Genomic DNA, 19042 nt, shown 5'->3' with positions numbered 1-19042 from the left:
CGGTAGCGTCAGGGGTTAATTCATTCGCCGAGGTAGGCACTGCGCACCTCGGGGTGGTCAAGCAATTCATGGGACGGGCCGCTGAGGCTGATGCGCCCGGTGTCCATCACATAGGCGCGGTCGGTGACCTGCAGTGCCAGCCGGGCGTTCTGCTCCACCAGCAGCAGGGTCATGCCCTGGCGGCACACGTCGTCGATCACCTGGAAGATCTTCTCCACCATGATCGGCGCCAGGCCCATGGACGGTTCGTCCAGCACCAGCAAGCGCGGTTTGGACAGCAGCGCCCGGGCCAGGGCGAGCATTTGTTGCTCGCCGCCGGACAGCAGGCCGGCGGACTGGTGCAGGCGTTCTTCCAGACGCGGGAAGTGTTCGAACAACTGGCGGATCTCGCGGTTGACCTGTTCGGTGTCGCGGCGCAGGAAGGCACCGGCCTGGAGGTTTTCCAGCACGCTCATGCGCGCAAAGATGCCGCGCCCTTCCGGCACCATCGCGATGCCCTGGCGCAGCAATTGGTCCGGCGCCTGGCCGAGGATCGAACGCCCGGCAAACTGGATCTGCCCCGCCGTTGCCGGCAACAATCCGGTCAGGGCCTTGAGGCTGGAGGTCTTGCCGGCACCGTTGGCGCCGATCAGGGTCACGCGCTCGCCTTCGCCGATGTGCAAATCCAGGGACTTGACCGCTTCGATGGCGCCGTAGCGCACCTGCAAGCCGGAGATTTTCAATAGCGGGTCAGACATGCGCGCTGGCTCCCAGATAGGCCTGGATCACGGCCGGGTCGCGGCGCACCTCGGCGGGCGCACCCACGGCAATCACCTGGCCGTAATCCAGCACGCTGATGCGGTCGCAAACGCCCATCACCAGCTTTACGTCGTGCTCGATCAGCAGCAGCGTGTGGCCGTCGTCGCGGATCTTTTCCAGCAGGCCGCGCAGTTGCACTTTCTCGCTGGCATTCATCCCGGCTGCAGGCTCGTCGAGGGCCAGCAGCCGTGGTTCGGTGGCCAATGCCCGGGCGATTTCCAGGCGACGTTGATGGCCGTAGGACAGGCTGTCGGCGCGGTAATTGGCGAACCCCGCCAGCCCCACATACGCCAACAGGCGATGGGCATGGGCGCGGGTTTGCGCTTCTTCTTCCCGGGCCCGGCGATGGCGGCTCAAGGCGGCCCATAAGCCATTGCGGGTGCGCACATGGCGGCCGACCATGACGTTTTCCAGGGCGCTCATGGCGTTGAACAGGCGGATGTTCTGGAAGGTCCGGGCAATGCCGGCCTGGGCCACCTGATGCACGCTGGCCGGTTTGTAGTCCTGGCCGTCGAGCTGGAAGCGCCCGGAATCCGGGGTGTACAGGCCGGTCATCACGTTGAAGAAGGTGGTTTTGCCGGCGCCATTGGGGCCGATCAATCCATAGATCTCTCCGGGCTGGATACTCAGGCTCACGTCGGTGAGCGCCGCCACCCCGCCGAAATGCTTGTTCACCTGGTCGATCTGCAACAACGGCTGACTCATCGCGCCACTCCTTTTGGCCACAGGCCTGCCGGGCGATAGAGCATCGCCAGGATCAGCGCCAACCCGTAGAACAACTGACGGATGATTTCCGGGTCCACCAGCACCTGGCCGAACAGCGCCTGCTGCAACGGCCCCATGCTTGCGCGCAGCGCTTCGGGCAATGCCGCCAGCAATACGCAGCCAAGAATCACCCCCGGGATGTGCCCCATGCCGCCGAGCACCACCATCGCCAGCACCGCAATGGACTCGTTGAGGGTGAAGGATTCCGGCGAGACAAAGCCCTGGAACGAAGCAAATAACGCCCCACTCACCCCGCCAAACCCGGCGCCGATGGCGAACGCCAACAGCTTCAAACGCAGCGTGTTGACGCCCATGGCCTGGGCCGCTTCTTCGTCCTCGCGGATCGCCACCCAGGCCCGCCCGATGCGCGAACGCTCAAGGCGAATGCAGGCAAACAGGATCAGCACCACCAGCGCAGCAAACAGGTAGTAATACAGATAGACCGAAGGCAGGCGCAGGCCGAACAGCTCCTGGGTACGCCCGAGGTTGATCCCAAGCAGGTTCACCGGGTCGACCTGGGCAATGCCTTTGGGACCGTTGGTGATGTTCACCGGGCGATCGAGGTTGCGCAGCAGGATGCGGATGATTTCACCAAAGCCCAGGGTGACGATGGCCAGGTAATCGCCGCGCAGGCGCAAGGTGGGTGCCCCCAGCAATACGCCGAAACCCGCCGCCAGCAATGCTGCCAATGGCAGGATCAACCAGATCGAGGTGTGCATGCCCGCCGGCAGCAGCGCCATCAGCGCCGGGAATTGCTGCAGCAGGTGCGGCGACGACAGCAAGGCCGCGAGGTAGGCGCCCACCGCGTAGAACGCGATAAAGCCCATGTCCAGCAACCCGGCGTAGCCCACGACGATGTTCAGGCCCAGGGCCAACATGATGTACAGCAAGGCGAAATCGAGGGTACGCACCCAGGTGTTGCCACCGGCATGCCCGACAATCCACGGCGCCAGCACCAGCGCCACGGCAAACAGCACAAGGCCGAGGCTGGCGCGCTGGCTGGCAGTATTCAGGACACTCATGCGCGGGTCGCCAGTCGTTCGCCCAACAGCCCCGAAGGACGAAACACCAGCACCGCGATCAACACGATAAAGGCAAACACATCCTGGTAATTGCTGCCGAACACACCGTTAGTGGCGGCGCCCAGATAGCCAGTGCCCAAGGCCTCGATCAAGCCCAGCAGCAGGCCGCCCAGCATCGCGCCCTTGAGGTTGCCGATGCCGCCCAGCACCGCTGCGGTAAAGGCTTTGATGCCCGGCAGGAAGCCCATGTAGAAATGCGCGCTGCCGTAGTTGCTCGCCATCATGATGCCCGCCAGCGCCGCCAGGGCACCGCCGATGGCGAAGGTCAGCACGATGATGCGGTTCGGGTTGATGCCCATCAGGCTCGCTACCTGCGGGTTCTCGGCCACGGCGCGCATGGCCCGGCCAAAGCGGGTGCGTTCCACCAGCACCAGCAACGCGACCATCACCGACAGCGCGACGGCAATGGTGGTCAGGGCGGTGGCATTGGTGATCGCCGGATGCGCCGAAGCGCCGGCAAGTACTTCAATCGGTTCCAGCGGCAGCAGTTGCGGGAACATCTGCGGGTTGCGCGTCCACACCAGCATCGCGATGGTTTGCAGCAACAACGACACCCCGATGCCGCTGATCAACGGCGCCAGGCGCGGCGCGTTGCGCAGGCGTCGATAGGCGACGCGCTCAATCAGCACCGCAAGTACCGCGCAGAACGCCATGGCGATCACGGTGGCCACCAGCAGCACCAGCACCGGCGGCATCGCCGGCCATGTCGCCTGCAACAGGCGAATCACCGAGAGGCCCACCAGGGCGCCAATCATCAACACATCGCCATGGGCGAAGTTGATGATCCGCAAAATGCCGTAGACCATGGTGTAACCCAAGGCCACTAGCGCGTAGAGACTGCCCGTCATCAAACCATTGAGCAGTTGCTGGATAAACGCATCCATGGAAACCATCGACCTCACTACTGACGAGGGCGGCACACTAAGCATCTATTCTGTTTTTATCAAATATCAGAAATTCATATGGTTATGCCAAACAAATAAAGCGCTATAAACGCCATTAATACGGCATTTATGGCTCTTTATTTACCAACTCACTTGGTATTTAATTCAACACATGAATAATTTAGAACAGTTAGCCAATGACCCACCGCTGCGTGCCGTGCGCACCTTCGAAGCGTTTGCCCGCCATGGCGGGGTGAATTCCGCCGCCCGCGAGCTGGATGTGTCGCCCTCGGCCGTGAGCCATCAACTGCACCTGCTGGAAAGCTTTTTGCAGCAGCCGTTGACCTTGCGTCAGGGCCGCAACCTGGTGCTCACCGAAGAAGGTCGCGAGTATTACCGCGCGATCCGCTCGGCCTTTGCCGTATTGCGCAGCGCCACCGAACACGTGCGGGAAAAAAGCGCCACGCGCCAGGTCACCATCAGCCTGATCCCGCTGTTCGGCATCAACCTGTTCATCCCGCGCCTGGCGCAGTTCCTCAAGGACCATCCGGCGCTGGACATCAACGTCACCTACGCCAACCACCGCAGCTACCCCAGCGACGCGGCCGACCTGTCGATCCGCTTCGGCACCGGGCACTGGCCGGGGTACCACAGCGAGCCGTTGATTTCGGGAGCAGTGACGCCCTATTGCAGCCGGGCGTTCCTGGAGCAACACGGCCCGATCGACTCGCCCGAGGCCCTGAGCGAGTTGCCGTTGTTGCACGACGAAGAGCGCGGTACCTGGAGCCAATGGTTCCAGGCGGCAGAGGTGCATCACGGCACGGCGTTGAATGGTTTGCTGCTGGAGGATGGTCAGTTGGCGCTGACGGCGACGCTGACCGGGCTGGGCTGCTCACTGCTGCGCGAGCCTTTGGTGGCGCCGCATGTGGCGAATGGGGAGTTGGTGAAACTGTTTGATTTGCAGGTCGACGATGGCCGCCAGTACTACCTGTGCCGGCGGGCCAACAGCGAGTTGTCGAGTGAGGGGAATCACTTGTATGACTGGATCAAAACCAGTCTTGCAGGGACCTGAAAACACCTCAGATCAAATGTAGGAGCTGGCTTGCCTGCGATGGCGGCGGGTCAGCCAACACATGTATTGACTGACCCACCGCCATCGCAGGCAAGCCAGCTCCCACATTTTCGTGCGCATTTCAGCCCAGAACAGACTCAGCTCCCATCACCGCCATGGGCCTCTTCAAAAAAGTAATCCTTCCAGCTCCCCGCCTTGTTTTTCAGCACCCCAAGCTCCTGCAATTTCTCGGCATAGATGTAGGTACGCTGCGGCACGATGGTGAAGTCGATCTCCGGGTCCTGGACGATCTTCTCCACCAGCGCCAGCGGTAGCTTCGACTGCTCTACACGAATATAAGCCTGGGCCGCAGCCGGCTTGTCGGCCTTGATGATTTTTTCGGCCTCGGCCAGCGCGTCATAGAACGCCTTATAGGTCTTGGGGTTTTCGTCGTGGAATTTCTCGGTGGTGTACAGCACGTTGAACGTGGCCGGGCCGCCGAGAATGTCGTAGGAACTCAGCACCTTGTGCACCTTGGGATTCAACAGCTCCTGGTACTGGAACGGCGGGCTGGAGAAGTGCGCGTTGATCTCCGAGCCGCCGGCAATCAGCGCGGCGGTGGCGTCCGGGTGCGCCAGGCTGATGGAGATGTCGTCGAACTTCTTGTAGTTGTCATTCCCGAACTGCTTGGCCGTTTCAATCTGCAAGGTACGCGACTGGAAGCCCACCCCCGCCGCCGGCACCGCGATGCGGTCTTTTTCACTGAAGTCCTTGAGGGTCTTCACGTCCGGGTTATTGGTCAGCAGGTAGTTGGGCATCGAGCCCAGCGAGGCGATAGCCTTGACGTTCTGCTTGCCCTTGGTGCGGTCCCACAGCGTGAGCATCGGCGGCACACCCGCCGATACCACGTCCAGCGCACCGGCCAGCAGCGACTCGTTCATCGCGGTGGCGCCGGAGATGCTGTTCCACTCCACCTTGATGTCCAGGCCCTGCTCCTTGCCGTGTTTCTCGATCAGGTTCTGGTCGCGCACCACGTCGAGGATCAAATAGCCGATACCGAATTGCTGGGCGATGCTGATCTTGCCTTCGGCCTGGGCGCCCGGGCTGAGCAGTGCAGTGGCGGCCGCGAGGGATGCGGCGAGCACGGTGAACGGGGGACGAATACGCATAAAAAATACCTCCTTGTGGATGGGGTTAAAGCGTCTTGTGCTTACGGTTGAAACACACCAGGTCAATCTCCACCAACGCCTGGCGACCCAACCGGGTAACGCCGACGGTGGTGCGTGACGGGAGCTTTTGCGGGTTGTTGAAATGCTGGACGTACACGCTGTTGAACGCGGCGAAATCGTTGTCGTAGTCGCTCAGGTAGATGCGCACGAACAGCGTGTCATCCAGGCTGTAACCGGCGTGGTCGACGATGCGCCGCAGGTTCTCGAAACACAGCTGCGCCTGAGCCTCGATGCCCTCGCGCAACTCGGCGCTGGGCGCATCCGGGTCAGTGGGCAATTGCCCGGTGACGTACAGCCAGCCATCGGCCTGCACCGCGTGGGAGTACATGGCCGAAGGCGGCGGCGGGCTGGCATTCGGTACAAAGTGATGCACGGTGTCTTGGGACATCTGGAAAATCCTCAAACGGAAAATTAGAGCGCTGCGAGCGCCTTCTGGAAACACTCCACCGGCGCCAGGGCCACGCCGATGCCGACCCAGCCGGTCACGCCATCGCGGTGGGCAATGCCGGTATGAATCCGCACGGGTACACCCGCAGCTACTACCGCGCGGGCATCGAGACCCGCGCCAACCCCGCGACTGCCTGCAAGGGCCGGGGCAATCAACGAGTGCTGGCCGACAAACAACTCGCGCATGCGCCGCCCGGCGGCCCTGGCCTGCGGCCAATCCTGGACCATCAACTGCGCCAGCTCAGGCGCTGCGTGCGCGATGGTGCCACCCAGGCCGTAGGCTTCGACGATGGCGCTGTCACCCAGGTCGGCCTGGCCGTCGCCGGGCAGGTGCGGTGGAAAAAAGTAGCCCTGAGGCGCAGTGGCCGCATGGGTAAACCAGCGCCGCCCTGCCCCGGCAATACGCACGCCGCAGTGCACGCCGTTGCGCGCAATCGCGGTGATGATCGACGAGCCTTCGATACCGCTGGCACGGTCCAGGGCCAGCTTGGCAGCGGCCATGGCGTAATTCAGAAAGTGCTGCGGATTGCCCAGCAGCCATTGGCGCACCTCGGTTTCAAGGCCCGGCAAGTGCTGCGTGAAGGCATACATCCCGCCGACATTGCGTTGATGGGTGTCATCCCCCAACGCCACGCCTTGGGCAATCAACGGCAACAGCGGCAGACCGGCGGCAGGCAACGCCTTGACGATCGCCGGGCCGATCACCCGATCCAGATAGTCGAGTTGCGCGGCGATCTGTTCGTCGTAGCAACCAAATCGTAGCGCCCGGCGCCCGGATTCGGCGAGGGTGGCGTGAACCACTTCATCGCCCGCACGGTGCTCGATGCGCATCAGCAACTGGCCAGGGCGCACCACGCCCGCCATGGGCGAAACGGTGCCGAGGTCATGGTTGGCGTGCAGAGTGATTTTGCCGTCGAGAATCAGCCGCCGGGCGCCGTCGAGGTCACCCGCCCAGCCTTCGTGCACAGTCGCGCCCGCCAGGGCATTGAGTACCACGGCGGGAATCTCGCCGGTATGGGCGAACGGCGGGCCGGCATGCCCCAGGTGCCCGGCTTCAAGCCCGAGGGCAGACGACGCGGTTTGCGCGCCAACCAGCACCGGCTCGGTGGCGAGAATGCGCGCCAGCGCCAGGGTATTGGGATGAGTGTCAGACATGTTGGGCGACCGCCTCCGGGTGGCGATGCGAAAGAAATTCCTGGGCCCGCCGGGTTTGCGGCGCACTGAAAAATGCCGCCGGGGTGGCCGTCTCGACAATCCGCCCGTGATCCATGAATACAATGCGGTCGGCACTGCGCCGGGCGAACTCCATCTCGTGGGTGACCACCACCATGGTCATGCCCGCCTGGGCGAGGGATTGCATGATCGACAGCACCTCGCTGACGCGCTCCGGGTCAAGGGCGCTGGTGGGCTCATCGAACAACAGCAGTTGCGGGCGGCTGGCCAATGCGCGGGCAATACCCACCCGTTGTTTTTGCCCACCGGACAAGGTCGCCGGGTACACGTCCGCCTTGTCGCTCAACCCGACCTTTGCCAGCAATTCCAGGGCTTCGGCCTGCACTTCGAGTTTGGGCCGGCGCTGCACATGCAGCGGCGCTTCCATGATGTTCTGCAACACCGTCAAGTGCGGCCACAAGGCGAAGTTCTGGAACACCATGCCGGTTTGGGTGCGGATGTGGGCGATATTGCGCTCCGACATTTTGCTGCCGTCGGCATTCAAACCGATGCGCTGCCCGGCGATGTGGATGCTGCCGCTGTCGGGCACTTCCAGCCAGTTCAGGCAGCGCAGCAGAGTCGATTTGCCGGCACCTGAAGGGCCGAGCAAACACACGGTCTCACCCACCGCCACTTGCAGGTCAATGCCATGCAACACCGGGCGCCCGGCAAAGCTTTTGTTCAGCCCGGCCACCTGCAAGGCAACCGGGGTCGGGCTATTCAGGGAAGTCATTGGAAACGCTCCGCCTTGCGCCGCAGCATCGACACACCCAGCTCGATGACGACGCAAATCAGCCAGTAGAAAAACACCGCCGAGAACAACGCGGCGAAGGGAATGTAGTAGTTCGATTGCAGGCTGTTGGCGGCCGAGGTCAGCTCGGGCACGGCGATGATGGTCAGGAACGAGGTGTCCTTGACCACCTGGATCATCTGGTTGCCCAGGCCCGGCGCGCAGCTGGTCCACAGGTTCGGCAGGATCAGCCGCCGCGCCAGCAACACACCGCGAAACCCGAACGCCAAGCCGGCCTCGATTTCTTCACGGGGCCGCGCCAGCCAACCGGCCCGCAGGATCTCCGCGACATACGCGCCGTGGTACAGCAGCAACGCCAGCAACCCGGACTGGATATTGCTCAGGCGCAGCCCGAAAGACGGCAAGCCGTAGTACACCAGGTAGGCCAGCAACAGGAACGGCGTGCAGCGCATCAGCTCGATAAAACCACGCAGTACCGACGCCAGGCGGCGGTGGCGGCTCATCAACACCAGGGTCAGGCCGCAGCCGAGCAACAATGACGAGACGCCCGCCGCCGCCGACAACATCACCGTCAGCGCGGCACCGTCGAGCAGGTCGCCGACATGTTCCCAGGCCACAGCCAGTTCATGGGCGATCATGCGAGGCGCGCCTTGTAGTGACGTTCGAGGTAACGCTGCGCCGCCACCACCAGCCAGATAATCAGGATGTACAGCACCAGTGCCGCGATCAGCGGCGGCAATGGCCGGTAGGTATTCGCGCCGATACGCACGGCGGTGCGGGTCAGCTCGACGATGCCGATCACCGCCACAGCCGGGCTGTTCTTGATCAGGATGGTCATTTCATTCACCAGCAACGGCAGCACCTGGCGGCCAACCTGAGGCAACACAATGCGCCGTAGCCGCAACGTCGCCCCCATGCCGCCCGCCTTGGCCGCATCCAGCTGGTCACGGGAAAATTGCGCAAAACCGCCGCGCCAGATTTCGCAGTTGAACGCCGAGGTGTTGATGGTCATGGCGAGGATGGCGGCCGCCGGCGCCGAGATGTCATACCCCAACGCCGGGGTGATGAAGAACACCGCCAGGGCCAGGGTCAGCAGCGGCGTGGCGCGGATCACGCTGATGTACGCCGCCAACAGCGGGCCCAGCAACGGCCATTGCTGGCGCCGCAACAACGCCAGACCCAGGCCGACCACCTGACCCAGGGCAATCGAGATTGCCGTCAGCCCCAGCGTCACCAACGCGCCCAGCAACAAGGGGCCCGGTTCAAGGCCCCATTGAGTGAAGTTCATGTGGGTTCAATCAATATTCGGAGACGAAATGCGCCGGTGGCTCGGGGAATACCGTGCCAAACCACTTTTGCTGGAGTTGCGCGATATCGCCGTTCTTGCGTTCCTGGGCGAGGAAATTGTTCAGGTAATCCAGCACGCTTTGATTACCCTTGGCCACGCCCCAGGCAACATAGGTCTTGCTCGACACCGCCTGGCCCAGTTCAAACACACCCGGCTTTTCCTTGAGCAAGGCGTTCAGCCCCACGATGTTGTTGACCACGTAGTCGGTGCGACCCAACGCCAAGTCCTGATAGGCCTCGGGATAGGAGGTGTACTGCACGATCTTGCCGAGTTTGCCGCCACTGGCCGCGAGCAGTTTCTCAAGCTCCGGCAGGCGCTGATACATCGCACTGCCCGCCTGGATGCCGAGGGTCAGGCCGTTGAGGTCGGCCACGTTCTTGATCCGGTCATCGCCCTGGCGCTTGAGGTAAAACACCGTGGCCTCGGCAATCGGCGTGGTGAAATCCAGCGACTGCTGGCGTTCACGGGTGATCAGCAAGCCGGTAATGGCCGCGTCGTACTTGCCACTGACCACACCTGCCAACAGCCCGGTGAACGGCATGATTTGCTGGTGCACATCCAGCGGGCCGGCGGCCTTGAGCTTTTGCACCAGTTCGTTATCGAAGCCGCTGGGCTTGCCGTCGTCAACGAACTCGAAGGGGCGGAATTCATCTTCCGTGGCCACCGACAGGTAACCGCGTTGCTTGACCTCATCCAGGGTCGCCGCCTGCGTCAGCAACGGGGCCAGAAGAGTGGTGAGCGCCAAAACCATGCGCAAGGAACGTCCATGACCAGGCTTGCGGCCTGCGTGAGCGAAAGAGAACACTGTCATGAGGGGTCGACCTGTGGAGGGTGCTGCCATGTGGGGGAATGGCAGCGAGCGTAGCGGTGATTTCTAAGTCCGGAAAAGAATATCGGGGTCTATTGATATGCGAAAAAAGCTTGTCATTCGCCTGCCTGATCGTACGCAGCCAGATGCCCACGTCTTCCAGTAGCAGCACTGTTATATTGCCCGCCCTGCCCTTTTCCCTGCGCTCGGAGCTCTGTGCATGCTGCGCACCAACCTCAACGAGATGCTGATCTTCATGGCGGTGGTCGACGGCGCCAGCTTCGTCGCTGGCGGCCAGGCCATGGGGCTGACCCGTTCAGCCGCCGGCAAGGCCGTGGCGCGCCTGGAAGACAGCCTGGGCGTGCGCCTGCTGAACCGCACCACCCGCACCTTGAGCCTCACCGACGAAGGCCGCGCACTGTATGACCAGGGGCTGGAAATCCTCGCGGCGGTGGACAATGCCCAAAGCCGCATCGGCCAACCCACCGGCGTACCGCGCGGCTTGTTGCGGCTCACCGTGCCGGACGCCTTCGGGCGCAAGGTGTTGCTGCCCTTGTTGAAAAAGTACCTGCAGGCGTGGCCCGAGGTGCAGGTGGAAGTCAGCTTCAGCGACCGCACGGCCGATATCGTCGAGGACGGTTTCGACCTGGCCATCCGCATCGGCAGCGCCAACACCGACCGCCAACTGGTGTCCCGCGTGGTCGCCCGTTATCAGGCACTGCTCTGCGCCGCGCCGGGCTATCTCGCCGAGCACGGCACGCCACGAGACATGGACGCCCTTGCCCACCACGACTGCCTGTACTTCAGCAGCCGTACACGCAAACAAAGCTGGCGCTTTCGCGAAGCGGACGGCACCTGGGTCAAGGCTTACGGGCGCAGCCGCCTGCGCCTGGACAGCGGCGAAGCGCTGCGTGACGCCGCCGTGTCCGGGCTGGGCATCGCCTTGCTGCCGGATTTCGTGGTGGCCGAGGACCTGGCCGCCGGGCGCCTGATGCAGGTGCTGCCCAGCCTGGACGCCGGGGATGTGGAGATTCTGGCGATGTACCCGAGCAAGCGTTTTCTGGAACCCCGGGTACGGCGCTTTATCGACCTGATGGTGGATGAACTGGCGGGCTGATCAGTCCGCGTGGGCGATCACCTTGATCTCGACGATCTGCGCATCCGACGCCAGGTAGTTCACGCCAACCAGGGTCGCAGCCGGGCGATGGTCGCCGATGTATTCCTTCCACACATTCACCACCGCGTCAAAATCGCGCTTGGCATGCACCAGGAAGAAATCCACCGCGGCAATGTTCGAGCGCCCGACGCCAAAGCCTGCCAGCACGCGGTCGAGACTCTCCAGGGTCTGGCGCGTCTGCACGGCGGCGTCACCGTCAACGAACTCACCTTCCAGGGTGTGGGAAAACTGCCCGGCAATGTAGATCGTGCCGTTGACGCGATAACCCTGGCTGACGCTGTTGCCCTCTTCCCATGAAACGCCGTGGTTGTAGATGCTGGGTGTGCTGCTCATGCCGGTTTCCTCGGGGATGATTTAAGGAAACTCTAACAAGGGCATTGGCGAATGGACGTCCCCACTGAAGCGACCAAAAATTACCCGCCCACGGCCTTCGGCTGGTATCGTGCCGCCCTTGAAAAAACCGCTGCGAGGAAATGGACCTTGAACACAGACGAAAAAATGACCGGTGACCTGTTCGAGGTGGACAAGCGCCTGTCACTCAAGCCCGTGGTGGACTTCAACAGCTACCTGCGCAGCGCTTTCGGCGATGGCCGCTGCACCTGCATCCGCTGCGTCGCCAGTGAAGGCAACGAGGCGGGTTACGAGTTCCAGCACACCTTCGAGTTCGACGGCAAGAAAGTCCACCGCCGCTTCGCCTCCACTGCCGGCAGCGATGTGCTGCTGATGCTGAAGAAAGCCTGGCTGTCCTACACCAAGGCCGAGTTGCCGTTGAGCGGCGCGCTGGCCCTGGACACGGTGAAGGAGTTTGTCGAGCCACAGCTGCACAAACGCGTGGCGCCGTTGTTGCTGGCCAGCGGGTTGGTCAAGGATGTGGAAGGTGAGTTGAGGATGCAGGCGCAGGCCGCCTGATCCGCCGGACGTTGATCAGTAACCCACACCACGCACCCCACCCGAAGCGCGGATGGACTCGCCGGTGATCCAATGGGCATCGCCGGACGCCAGGAACACCGCAAGCGGCGCGATATCTTCCGGCTCGCCAAAACGCCCCAGTGGGGTGCCTGCAATAAGCTGCTGGCCAAATTCACCAGCGAAGTTACCGTCGGTGGCCGGCGTGTTTGTATGCCCCGGCAGGATCGAATTGACCCGGATCCCCTTCGGCCCCAACTCACGCGCCAGGGCGAAGGTCAGCGTATCCACCGCGCCCTTGGTGGCCGAGTAGACGCTGGAAGCCAGGTAGGGATCGGTACTGAGGATCGAGCTGATGTTGATGATGCTGCCTCCTTGGCCAAGCAGCTTGACGGCTTCGCGAACGGCCAGGAGATAACCCAGCACATTGAGGTTGAATTGGCGATGGAACGCCTCTTCGGTCAAGTCTTCAATCATCTGGAACACCGCGACACCGGCATTGTTGACCAGGATATCCAGGCGGCCATATTCGCTTCTGACCGTGTCGAACAGCTGTATCACGTCGGCTGCCAGGCTCATGTCGGCCCGCACACTCATGGCGTTGCCGCCATCGGCCTGGATCTGCGCCACCACCCCATCGGCCTCGGCTTTGCCGGACGAATAGTTGACCACCACCGTGGCCCCCGCCGCGCCCAGTGCCTTGGCGATACCTGCGCCGATGCCTTTTGAGGCGCCGGTAACAACAGCAATTTTTCCGTCGAGCTTCATGATGTGACCTTCCAAAGGTTAAGTGATACCGCTTGCCCACAGTATTCAGGCCGCGGCCGATGCAGCGGTTGCCGGTTCTTCTCCCATGCTTGCCTATTCTTCTCGCCTGGCTTGCGTTGCCTGGCGGCGTGCCTCATGTTCAAGGCCATGAACAATCAACTCGATGAACTGCGCAGCCTGGTCATGCGTGCAGGCAACCAATGGACAGACACCGGCTTGCCTCGCGTGATGATGGTGCGGGCCGAAGCCTGTGCCGATCAGGTCTATCAGCCGATGCTGCACCTGGTACTGCAAGGTTCGAAGACCTTGTGGATAGGCGATCAGGCGCAAACCTACGGGCCCGCCAGCTATTTCGTGGTGCCCGTCGAGGTACCCGCCACCGGCCAGATTCACCCATGCGCCCCGGGGCTGCCTTATCTGGCGCTGAGCCTCACCCTGGACCACAACGTGATCGCCACGCTGTTGGCCGACGAGATCGAAACCGACGAGCGCACAACCAATAGTTGTTTTGCCGCTGTGCCTGCACCTGCCGAGCTGGTTGATGCCTGGCTGCGCCTGCTGCGGCTGATGGACCGGCCCAACGAAGTCGCCGTATTGGCGCCGATGATCGAGCGCGAGATTCTGTTCCGGGTCTTGCAGGGTCCGCTACGGGCAACGTTGCTGGACATGGCCCGCCCCGATGGCCGCCTGGCGCAGATCCGCCGTGCGACCGAGTGGATTCGCGAGCATTTCAATCAACCCTTTCGCGTCGAGCCATTGGCAGCCATGTCCGACATGAGCGTCGCGGCGTTCTATCGGCACTTCAAAGCCATCACTGCCATGACCCCGATTCAATACCAGAAACGCCTGCGCCTGCTGAGGGCACGCTGGTTGCTGCTGTTCGACACCCGGGATGCGGCGTCGATTGCCTTCAGCGTCGGCTATGAGAGCGCCTCACAGTTCAGTCGCGAATATGCCCGGCTGTTCGGCCTGCCACCAGGGCGTGATGCGGCCAGGTTCAAGGTGCCTGCCGTGTGAGGCGTTGGCCTGGTGATGGGTTTACATATCGGTAATCGTGGTGCCCGCGATGCTTTCGGCAAACCCTACACCCAACAGTTGACCCGGCGTTGCAAACCCCGGCCGGCGGTCACCAGCCAGCACTCGACGGGCGGCCTCCACCGCCGCCAAGGGGGTGTAGGTGTAGCCGTTAACCGTCTCGATCACCGAGCGCATCACTTGGCCATCGGCGCCTGTAACCTCTGCCACCGCTCGCGCGCGATGGGCCTCGCGCTGTTGCAGGCTGGGGCCGTCGGGCAGTTGTGACAGGTCCCCCTCGGGAAACGCATCGCCGCTGATGTGCACGAACATGGCGATATTCGGGATGCCCGTGGAGTGCCACGCCGTGACCAGGTCACCGAAGGACAGCGGTGCGCAAAGCACCGGGCCGTCGCCAAAATCCAGCAGCTGTGGCTGGGCATCCGGGGTAGCGATGAGCTGCCCGTCCACCCGCGCCAATAGCCCCGCCCCGATGATTTCGCCCACGCTCATGGCCGAGCCCCGGGACATGGAACCGGCGACCTGCAGCGCTACCTTCAGCGACTGCGGGTGTTGCACACGACGCGCCACGTGCATCGCCAGGCAATCCGTCGGCACCACGTCCCAGCCAACCCCGGGCAACAACATGACGCCCGCTTCGGCGGCCTGCGCACCCAGTCGCTCCGCCAAGCGGTAGACGTTGATTTCGGCGGTGATGTCCAGGTAGTCGACGCCCGCCGCGATACACGCCTGCATCAGCGCGCCTGCTGTCTGTGCAAACGGCCCGGCGAAGTTCAACAGCACGTCGATACCCTCCAGGGCATCACTGGCAAGGGTGTCCGGGGAGAACACGCGGTACGGCACGCCCAGTTGCGCAGCCAGCGGTGCCAGGCGCTGGCTGTTGCGCCCGGCAATCACCAGGTCCAACCCTTGTGCCTTGGCGTTCTCGGCCGCCATGCGTCCGGTGTAGCCTGTGGCGCCGTAGATCATCAAGGTCTTCATTGGGCGTGCTGCCAGTTCTTGTAGACGAATTCGAGGCTATAGCCGTCAGGGTCCAGCACGTTGGCGGCGTAGTAGTTCGGGTCATAGTGCAAACGCGCGCCCGGGGCGCCGTTGTCGACGGCACCAGCACTCATCGCCGCCTGGTAGGCCGCATCGACCTCGGCGCGGCTGCTGGCGACGAAACCCACGTGCACCACCCTGCCCTCAACCACGCCCTCGCGCAACCAGAAGAATATGCGTCCGTTGGCGCCGAAACCCTTGAGGTCCGGATGGCCCGGCGGGCCGTCCTTGCCGGCGTAGTCGTGGCGCGTGGTGATGCCCAGTGGGGTCAGTGCGGCCTGATAGAAATCGATGGCGCGTTGAATGTCGCTGACCGACAAAAAGATATGATCCAGCATGCTGTCGCCTCGCTCTTCAGATGATGTAACCGCCCGCGACCTCGATCGTCTGGGCATTGATCCAGCGGCCTTCGTCCGACAGCAACATGGCGATCACACGCGCCACGTCCTCAGGTTCGCCCACTCGGCCGAGAGCCGTTTGTGACGCCAGCAGCGCTTCAAACTCATCATTGAGCCCGCCGCCCAGCTCAGTGCGGATCGCTCCCGGAGACACGGCATTCGCGCGGATCTGCCGCTCGCCAAACTCCTTGGCCATGTAGCGGGTGAGCACATCCAGCGCGCCCTTGAAGGCGGCGTAAGGCGCGACGCCGGCGGTAGCCACGCGGGTGGTCGCGCTGGTCAGGTTGACGATGCAGGCGTGTGCCTGCAGCAACGGCAGCAAGGCTTGAGTCAGGAAAAACGGGCCTTTGAGGTGCACATTCAGCAGCCCGTCGAACTGCGCCTCGGTGACCGATTCCAAGGGATTGAACAGGCCGAAACCTGCGTTGTTCAGCAGGCCACTCAAGCCGCTCTCACCAAAGGTTGCCGACAGCGCCTGTTTTACCGCCTCGCCAAAACCCTCGAAGGAACTGACGTCAGCCACGTCCAATGGCAGCGCGACGGCCTTGCCGCCGGCCGTCTCAATGCGCTGCACCAGCGCTTGGGCGGCTTGCGGATGACTGTTGTAGGTCAGGATCACACCCATGCCTTTACGGGCACACAACTCTGCAGTGCTGGCACCAATGCCACGGCTGCCGCCGGTAATGAGGATAACGCCCATGTGTGGCTCCACTGCTTGCTCAAATGAGTCACCACAGTAGGCTTGCCCGCCTGTACCGGCGCAGCCGTTCCTGCTCGAAACCTGCCTGTTTCTGCTTTTTGCTTGCACAGGCAACCCCTCGGCGCTCAGCATGGCCGCCATGAACACACAACTGATCGAACTGCGCGCCCTGGCTGCCAAGGCCGAAAACCGCCGCACTGAAACGGGTATCCCGCGCGTGGCCATGGTCCAGGGCGCGATTCCCGAGCACATGCTGGCTGCCGTGTATGACCCGATGATCAACCTGATCCTGCAGGGCAGCAAATCCATGACCGTAGGCGACCGCACGCTGCGCTACGACCCGGCGACCTATTTTGTGATGTCCATCGAGTTGCCCGCCGTGGGCACCGTGCACCCGGCGGCCAGCGGTGAACCTTACCTGGCGGTCAGCCTGACACTGGACCCGACGTTACTCGCGACGCTGCTCGGCGACTTGCCCAAACCTGCCGGGCGCTACGACCACGAGGCGGGTTTTTCGGTGGCCGCCGTTACGCCTGAACTGATGGACGCCTGGCTGCGCCTGCTGCGGCTGATGGGCAACCCTGAGGCAATCGCAGCCCTCGCCCTGGTTTACGAGCGCGAGATTCTCTACCGCGTGCTGCAAGGCCCCCACGGCTGGATGCTGCGGGAGATAGCCGCGCCGGACACCGCCATGGCCCGGGTGAGCCAGGCCATCCAGTGGATTCGCCGGGACTTCGCCGAGCCCATCCGGGTGGAAGCCCTGGCGCAGAAAGCCGCAATGAGCGTGTCGGCCTTCCACCGCCACTTCAAGGCCGTCACCAACCTGAGCCCGTTGCAGTACCAAAAACGCGTGCGCCTGCTGCAGGCCCGCACGCTGATGGTAGCCGGCGCCAAAAACGTTACCAGCACCGCCTTTGAGGTCGGCTATGAAAGCCCGACCCAGTTCAGCCGGGATTACGCCCGGGTGTTCGGCCTGCCGCCGGCGCGGGACGCGGCGCGAATCCTGGGTGAAAACCGCGGCCCGAAGGCGAAGTGACCACCGCGTGCTAGCCTGCCATCGCACGTCCCCACGACAAGGAGTTGCCGATGGCCGAACCACGCAAGAAGATGAGCCTTTTAGGCCTGACCACTCTGGTGGCGATCAACATGATGGGCTCCGGCATCATCATGTTGCCGGCCAGCATGGCGCAATTGGGTGCGATCTCGCTGCTGTCGTGGGTGATCACCGCCGTGGGCTCGATGGCGATTGCGTACTGTTTTGCCCAATGCGGCCTCTTCTGTACGCGCACGGGCGGCATGTCGGCCTATACCGAAGAGGCCCACGGCAAGTCGGGGTTCTTCCTGTGTTCGTTCCTGTATTTCCTGTCGCTGATCATCGCCAATGTGGCGATCGCGATTTCGGCGGTGGGTTATCTGTCGTCCTTTATCCCGTGGTTGGGCAGCGGGCCGATCCCGTTGTTTATCGGCACCCTCGGGCTGATCTGGCTGACCACCGTGGCCAACTTCGGCGGCCCGCGCCTGACCGGCCGGATCGGCGTAGTCACGGTGTGGGGCGTGATCATTCCCGTGGCGGGTTTGAGTGTGATCGGCTGGTTCTATTTCAAGACCGAGGTGTTCAGCGCCGCCTGGAACCCCAACCAACTGCAACTGTGGGACGCCGTTGGCGCGAGTATTCCGCTGACGCTCTGGGCCTTCTTGGGCATGGAGTCCGCCGCCCAGGGCTATGACGCCGTGGAAGACCCCAGGCGCACCGTGCCGCTGGCCTGCCTGCTGGGTACCCTGGGTGCGGCGCTGGTGTATGTGCTGTCCACCAGCGTGATCCAGGGCATCGTGCCCAATGCCGAGCTGGCCGAGTCTTCAGCGCCGTTTGCCCTGGTGTATGCGCAGATCTTCACGCCATTGGTGGGCGACATCATCATGGCGCTGGCGGTGGTGGCGTGTATTGGTTCGCTGCTGGGTTGGCAGTTCACCCTGGCGCAGACGGCCAAGATGTCGGCGGACCAGCGCCTGTTTCCGCGTTTCTTCAGCCGGGTGAGCGGCGCGCAGGCGCCCGTTTTGGGGCTGATCGCGTGCGGGGCGTTGCAGAGTCTGATTGCCTTGTCGACCATCTCGCCCACCGCCAGCGCCCAGTTCAGCAAGCTGGTGAACCTGGCGGTGGTGACCAATTTGATCCCCTACGTCACCGCGCTTACCGGGTTGTTGGTGATGATGCACAAGGCGCGGGTGGCTGCATCGGTTTATGCGCGTAATACGGCGGTGATGCTGATTGCCGTGGGGTATTCGCTGTATGCGATTTATGCCTGCGGGGAGGAAGCGGTGTTTGGCGCGATGCTGGTGTTGGCGTTTGGTTATCTGCTGTATGGGTTTCTGGCTCGGCGGTTTGTTACCTTCGGTGAGGGTGCCGGGTGATTGGGGGCATATCCGTTATTTGGGTTGTTGCAGATATTGGTTCCGCTCTTACAGCGGGTCACTTTTGAAAAGAGCCGGAATGCCGGCCCAGCCAAAAGTAACCAAAAGGCTCTTGCCCCACCACTCGGCACCTCGCTAAGGCTCGGTGTGCCCGAACGCAGGCAGCACGAAGCGGGCCGCCGCGACGGGGCGTCCCTGCCCCGTCGCGGCTAAACCGGCGTCCTGCCGGTTTA

22 protein-coding genes are annotated in these 19042 nt (G+C 63.0%); 6 read left to right on the top strand and 16 right to left on the bottom strand.

Annotation, left to right across the window (positions count from 1 at the left end):
* Positions 1 to 20: 20 nt before the first annotated feature.
* The 4 genes from M2400_RS29210 to M2400_RS29195 are packed head-to-tail and all read right to left on the bottom strand — an operon-like array spanning position 21 to position 3529.
* Positions 21 to 737: an ABC transporter ATP-binding protein gene (locus M2400_RS29210; protein ID WP_259198787.1), complete on the bottom strand. Its 717-nt coding sequence runs from the start codon at positions 735 to 737 to the stop codon at positions 21 to 23.
* Positions 730 to 1503 (bottom strand): ABC transporter ATP-binding protein, encoded by a 774-nt coding sequence (locus M2400_RS29205; RefSeq protein WP_177078547.1) that lies wholly within the window; start codon positions 1501 to 1503, stop codon positions 730 to 732. The genes M2400_RS29210 and M2400_RS29205 overlap by 8 nt, the downstream gene beginning before the upstream one ends.
* Entirely contained in the window at positions 1500 to 2585 is a 1086-nt protein-coding gene (locus M2400_RS29200; protein ID WP_177078549.1) for an ABC transporter permease subunit, read from the bottom strand. Before M2400_RS29200 ends, M2400_RS29205 begins: the two co-directional genes overlap by 4 nt.
* Positions 2582 to 3529, bottom strand: a complete 948-nt coding sequence (locus M2400_RS29195) for a branched-chain amino acid ABC transporter permease (RefSeq protein WP_010173388.1) — start codon at positions 3527 to 3529, stop codon at positions 2582 to 2584. Before M2400_RS29195 ends, M2400_RS29200 begins: the two co-directional genes overlap by 4 nt.
* A 172-nt stretch (positions 3530 to 3701) precedes the next feature.
* On the opposite strand from M2400_RS29195, the gene M2400_RS29190 reads away from it, so the two are divergent.
* Positions 3702 to 4601: a LysR substrate-binding domain-containing protein gene (locus M2400_RS29190; RefSeq protein ID WP_177044404.1), complete on the top strand. Its 900-nt coding sequence runs from the start codon at positions 3702 to 3704 to the stop codon at positions 4599 to 4601.
* A gap of 137 nt (positions 4602 to 4738) precedes the next feature.
* Here M2400_RS29190 and M2400_RS29185 read toward each other — a convergent pair whose 3' ends face one another.
* The 7 genes from M2400_RS29185 to M2400_RS29155 are packed head-to-tail and all read right to left on the bottom strand — an operon-like array spanning position 4739 to position 10318.
* Complete coding sequence (locus M2400_RS29185) at positions 4739 to 5749, bottom strand: ABC transporter substrate-binding protein (RefSeq protein ID WP_177044402.1); 1011 nt, start codon at positions 5747 to 5749, stop codon at positions 4739 to 4741.
* A 25-nt stretch (positions 5750 to 5774) separates the two neighbouring features.
* A complete protein-coding gene (locus M2400_RS29180) occupies positions 5775 to 6197 on the bottom strand; it encodes a RidA family protein (protein ID WP_259198786.1) in 423 nt (140 codons plus the stop codon).
* Between the two features lie 23 nt (positions 6198 to 6220).
* Positions 6221 to 7411, bottom strand: a complete 1191-nt coding sequence (locus M2400_RS29175) for a DUF1116 domain-containing protein (protein WP_259198785.1) — start codon at positions 7409 to 7411, stop codon at positions 6221 to 6223.
* Complete coding sequence (locus M2400_RS29170; protein WP_259198784.1) at positions 7404 to 8201, bottom strand: amino acid ABC transporter ATP-binding protein; 798 nt, start codon at positions 8199 to 8201, stop codon at positions 7404 to 7406. The genes M2400_RS29175 and M2400_RS29170 overlap by 8 nt, the downstream gene beginning before the upstream one ends.
* The gene (locus M2400_RS29165) at positions 8198 to 8857 is read right to left on the bottom strand and encodes an amino acid ABC transporter permease (protein WP_259198783.1); all 660 of its coding nucleotides are present in this window, start codon (positions 8855 to 8857) and stop codon (positions 8198 to 8200) included. Before M2400_RS29165 ends, M2400_RS29170 begins: the two co-directional genes overlap by 4 nt.
* Positions 8854 to 9507 carry an amino acid ABC transporter permease gene (locus tag M2400_RS29160; protein WP_259198782.1) on the bottom strand — a complete coding sequence of 218 codons (654 nt, stop codon included), beginning with the start codon at positions 9505 to 9507 and terminating at the stop codon, positions 8854 to 8856. The genes M2400_RS29165 and M2400_RS29160 overlap by 4 nt, the downstream gene beginning before the upstream one ends.
* A gap of 10 nt (positions 9508 to 9517) precedes the next feature.
* The gene (locus M2400_RS29155) at positions 9518 to 10318 is read right to left on the bottom strand and encodes a transporter substrate-binding domain-containing protein (RefSeq protein ID WP_259198817.1); all 801 of its coding nucleotides are present in this window, start codon (positions 10316 to 10318) and stop codon (positions 9518 to 9520) included.
* 277 nt (positions 10319 to 10595) lie between these two features.
* Here M2400_RS29155 and M2400_RS29150 point away from each other — a divergent pair, with 277 nt between their 5' ends.
* Entirely contained in the window at positions 10596 to 11492 is an 897-nt protein-coding gene (locus tag M2400_RS29150; RefSeq protein ID WP_259198781.1) for a LysR family transcriptional regulator, read from the top strand.
* On the opposite strand, the gene M2400_RS29145 is transcribed toward M2400_RS29150, so the two are convergent.
* Positions 11493 to 11885, bottom strand: coding sequence for a RidA family protein (locus M2400_RS29145; RefSeq protein ID WP_259198780.1), 393 nt, complete (start codon positions 11883 to 11885; stop codon positions 11493 to 11495). It lies immediately after the preceding gene.
* 147 nt (positions 11886 to 12032) lie between these two features.
* Between M2400_RS29145 and M2400_RS29140 the strand changes: the two genes are divergently transcribed.
* Positions 12033 to 12461 carry a hypothetical protein gene (locus tag M2400_RS29140; RefSeq protein ID WP_259198779.1) on the top strand — a complete coding sequence of 143 codons (429 nt, stop codon included), beginning with the start codon at positions 12033 to 12035 and terminating at the stop codon, positions 12459 to 12461.
* 15 nt (positions 12462 to 12476) lie between these two features.
* Here M2400_RS29140 and M2400_RS29135 read toward each other — a convergent pair whose 3' ends face one another.
* Positions 12477 to 13226, bottom strand: a complete 750-nt coding sequence (locus M2400_RS29135) for a glucose 1-dehydrogenase (protein WP_259198778.1) — start codon at positions 13224 to 13226, stop codon at positions 12477 to 12479.
* Between the two features lie 147 nt (positions 13227 to 13373).
* Here M2400_RS29135 and M2400_RS29130 point away from each other — a divergent pair, with 147 nt between their 5' ends.
* Positions 13374 to 14243 carry an AraC family transcriptional regulator gene (locus M2400_RS29130; RefSeq protein ID WP_259198777.1) on the top strand — a complete coding sequence of 290 codons (870 nt, stop codon included), beginning with the start codon at positions 13374 to 13376 and terminating at the stop codon, positions 14241 to 14243.
* Between the two features lie 21 nt (positions 14244 to 14264).
* Here the strand turns inward: M2400_RS29130 and M2400_RS29125 are convergent, their stop codons facing one another.
* From M2400_RS29125 to M2400_RS29115, 3 genes are read right to left on the bottom strand one after another with little or no spacing between them, the layout of a single operon-like run.
* The gene (locus tag M2400_RS29125; protein WP_259198776.1) at positions 14265 to 15242 is read right to left on the bottom strand and encodes a trans-acting enoyl reductase family protein; all 978 of its coding nucleotides are present in this window, start codon (positions 15240 to 15242) and stop codon (positions 14265 to 14267) included.
* Positions 15239 to 15640 carry a VOC family protein gene (locus M2400_RS29120; protein WP_259198775.1) on the bottom strand — a complete coding sequence of 134 codons (402 nt, stop codon included), beginning with the start codon at positions 15638 to 15640 and terminating at the stop codon, positions 15239 to 15241. The genes M2400_RS29125 and M2400_RS29120 overlap by 4 nt, the downstream gene beginning before the upstream one ends.
* Positions 15641 to 15656: 16 nt before the next feature.
* Complete coding sequence (locus tag M2400_RS29115; RefSeq protein ID WP_259198774.1) at positions 15657 to 16400, bottom strand: SDR family NAD(P)-dependent oxidoreductase; 744 nt, start codon at positions 16398 to 16400, stop codon at positions 15657 to 15659.
* A gap of 139 nt (positions 16401 to 16539) precedes the next feature.
* On the opposite strand from M2400_RS29115, the gene M2400_RS29110 reads away from it, so the two are divergent.
* Positions 16540 to 17436, top strand: coding sequence for an AraC family transcriptional regulator (locus M2400_RS29110; RefSeq protein ID WP_259198773.1), 897 nt, complete (start codon positions 16540 to 16542; stop codon positions 17434 to 17436).
* Positions 17437 to 17486: 50 nt separating this feature from the next.
* Positions 17487 to 18809: a putrescine-ornithine antiporter gene (gene potE / locus M2400_RS29105; RefSeq protein ID WP_259198772.1), complete on the top strand. Its 1323-nt coding sequence runs from the start codon at positions 17487 to 17489 to the stop codon at positions 18807 to 18809.
* The last annotated feature ends 233 nt before the right edge of the window (positions 18810 to 19042 follow it).

The sequence above is a fragment of the Pseudomonas sp. BIGb0558 genome (assembly GCF_024807515.1).
Lineage (GTDB): Bacteria > Pseudomonadota > Gammaproteobacteria > Pseudomonadales > Pseudomonadaceae > Aquipseudomonas > Aquipseudomonas yamanorum_A.
This window is presented reverse-complemented; position numbering and strand designations above follow the sequence as displayed.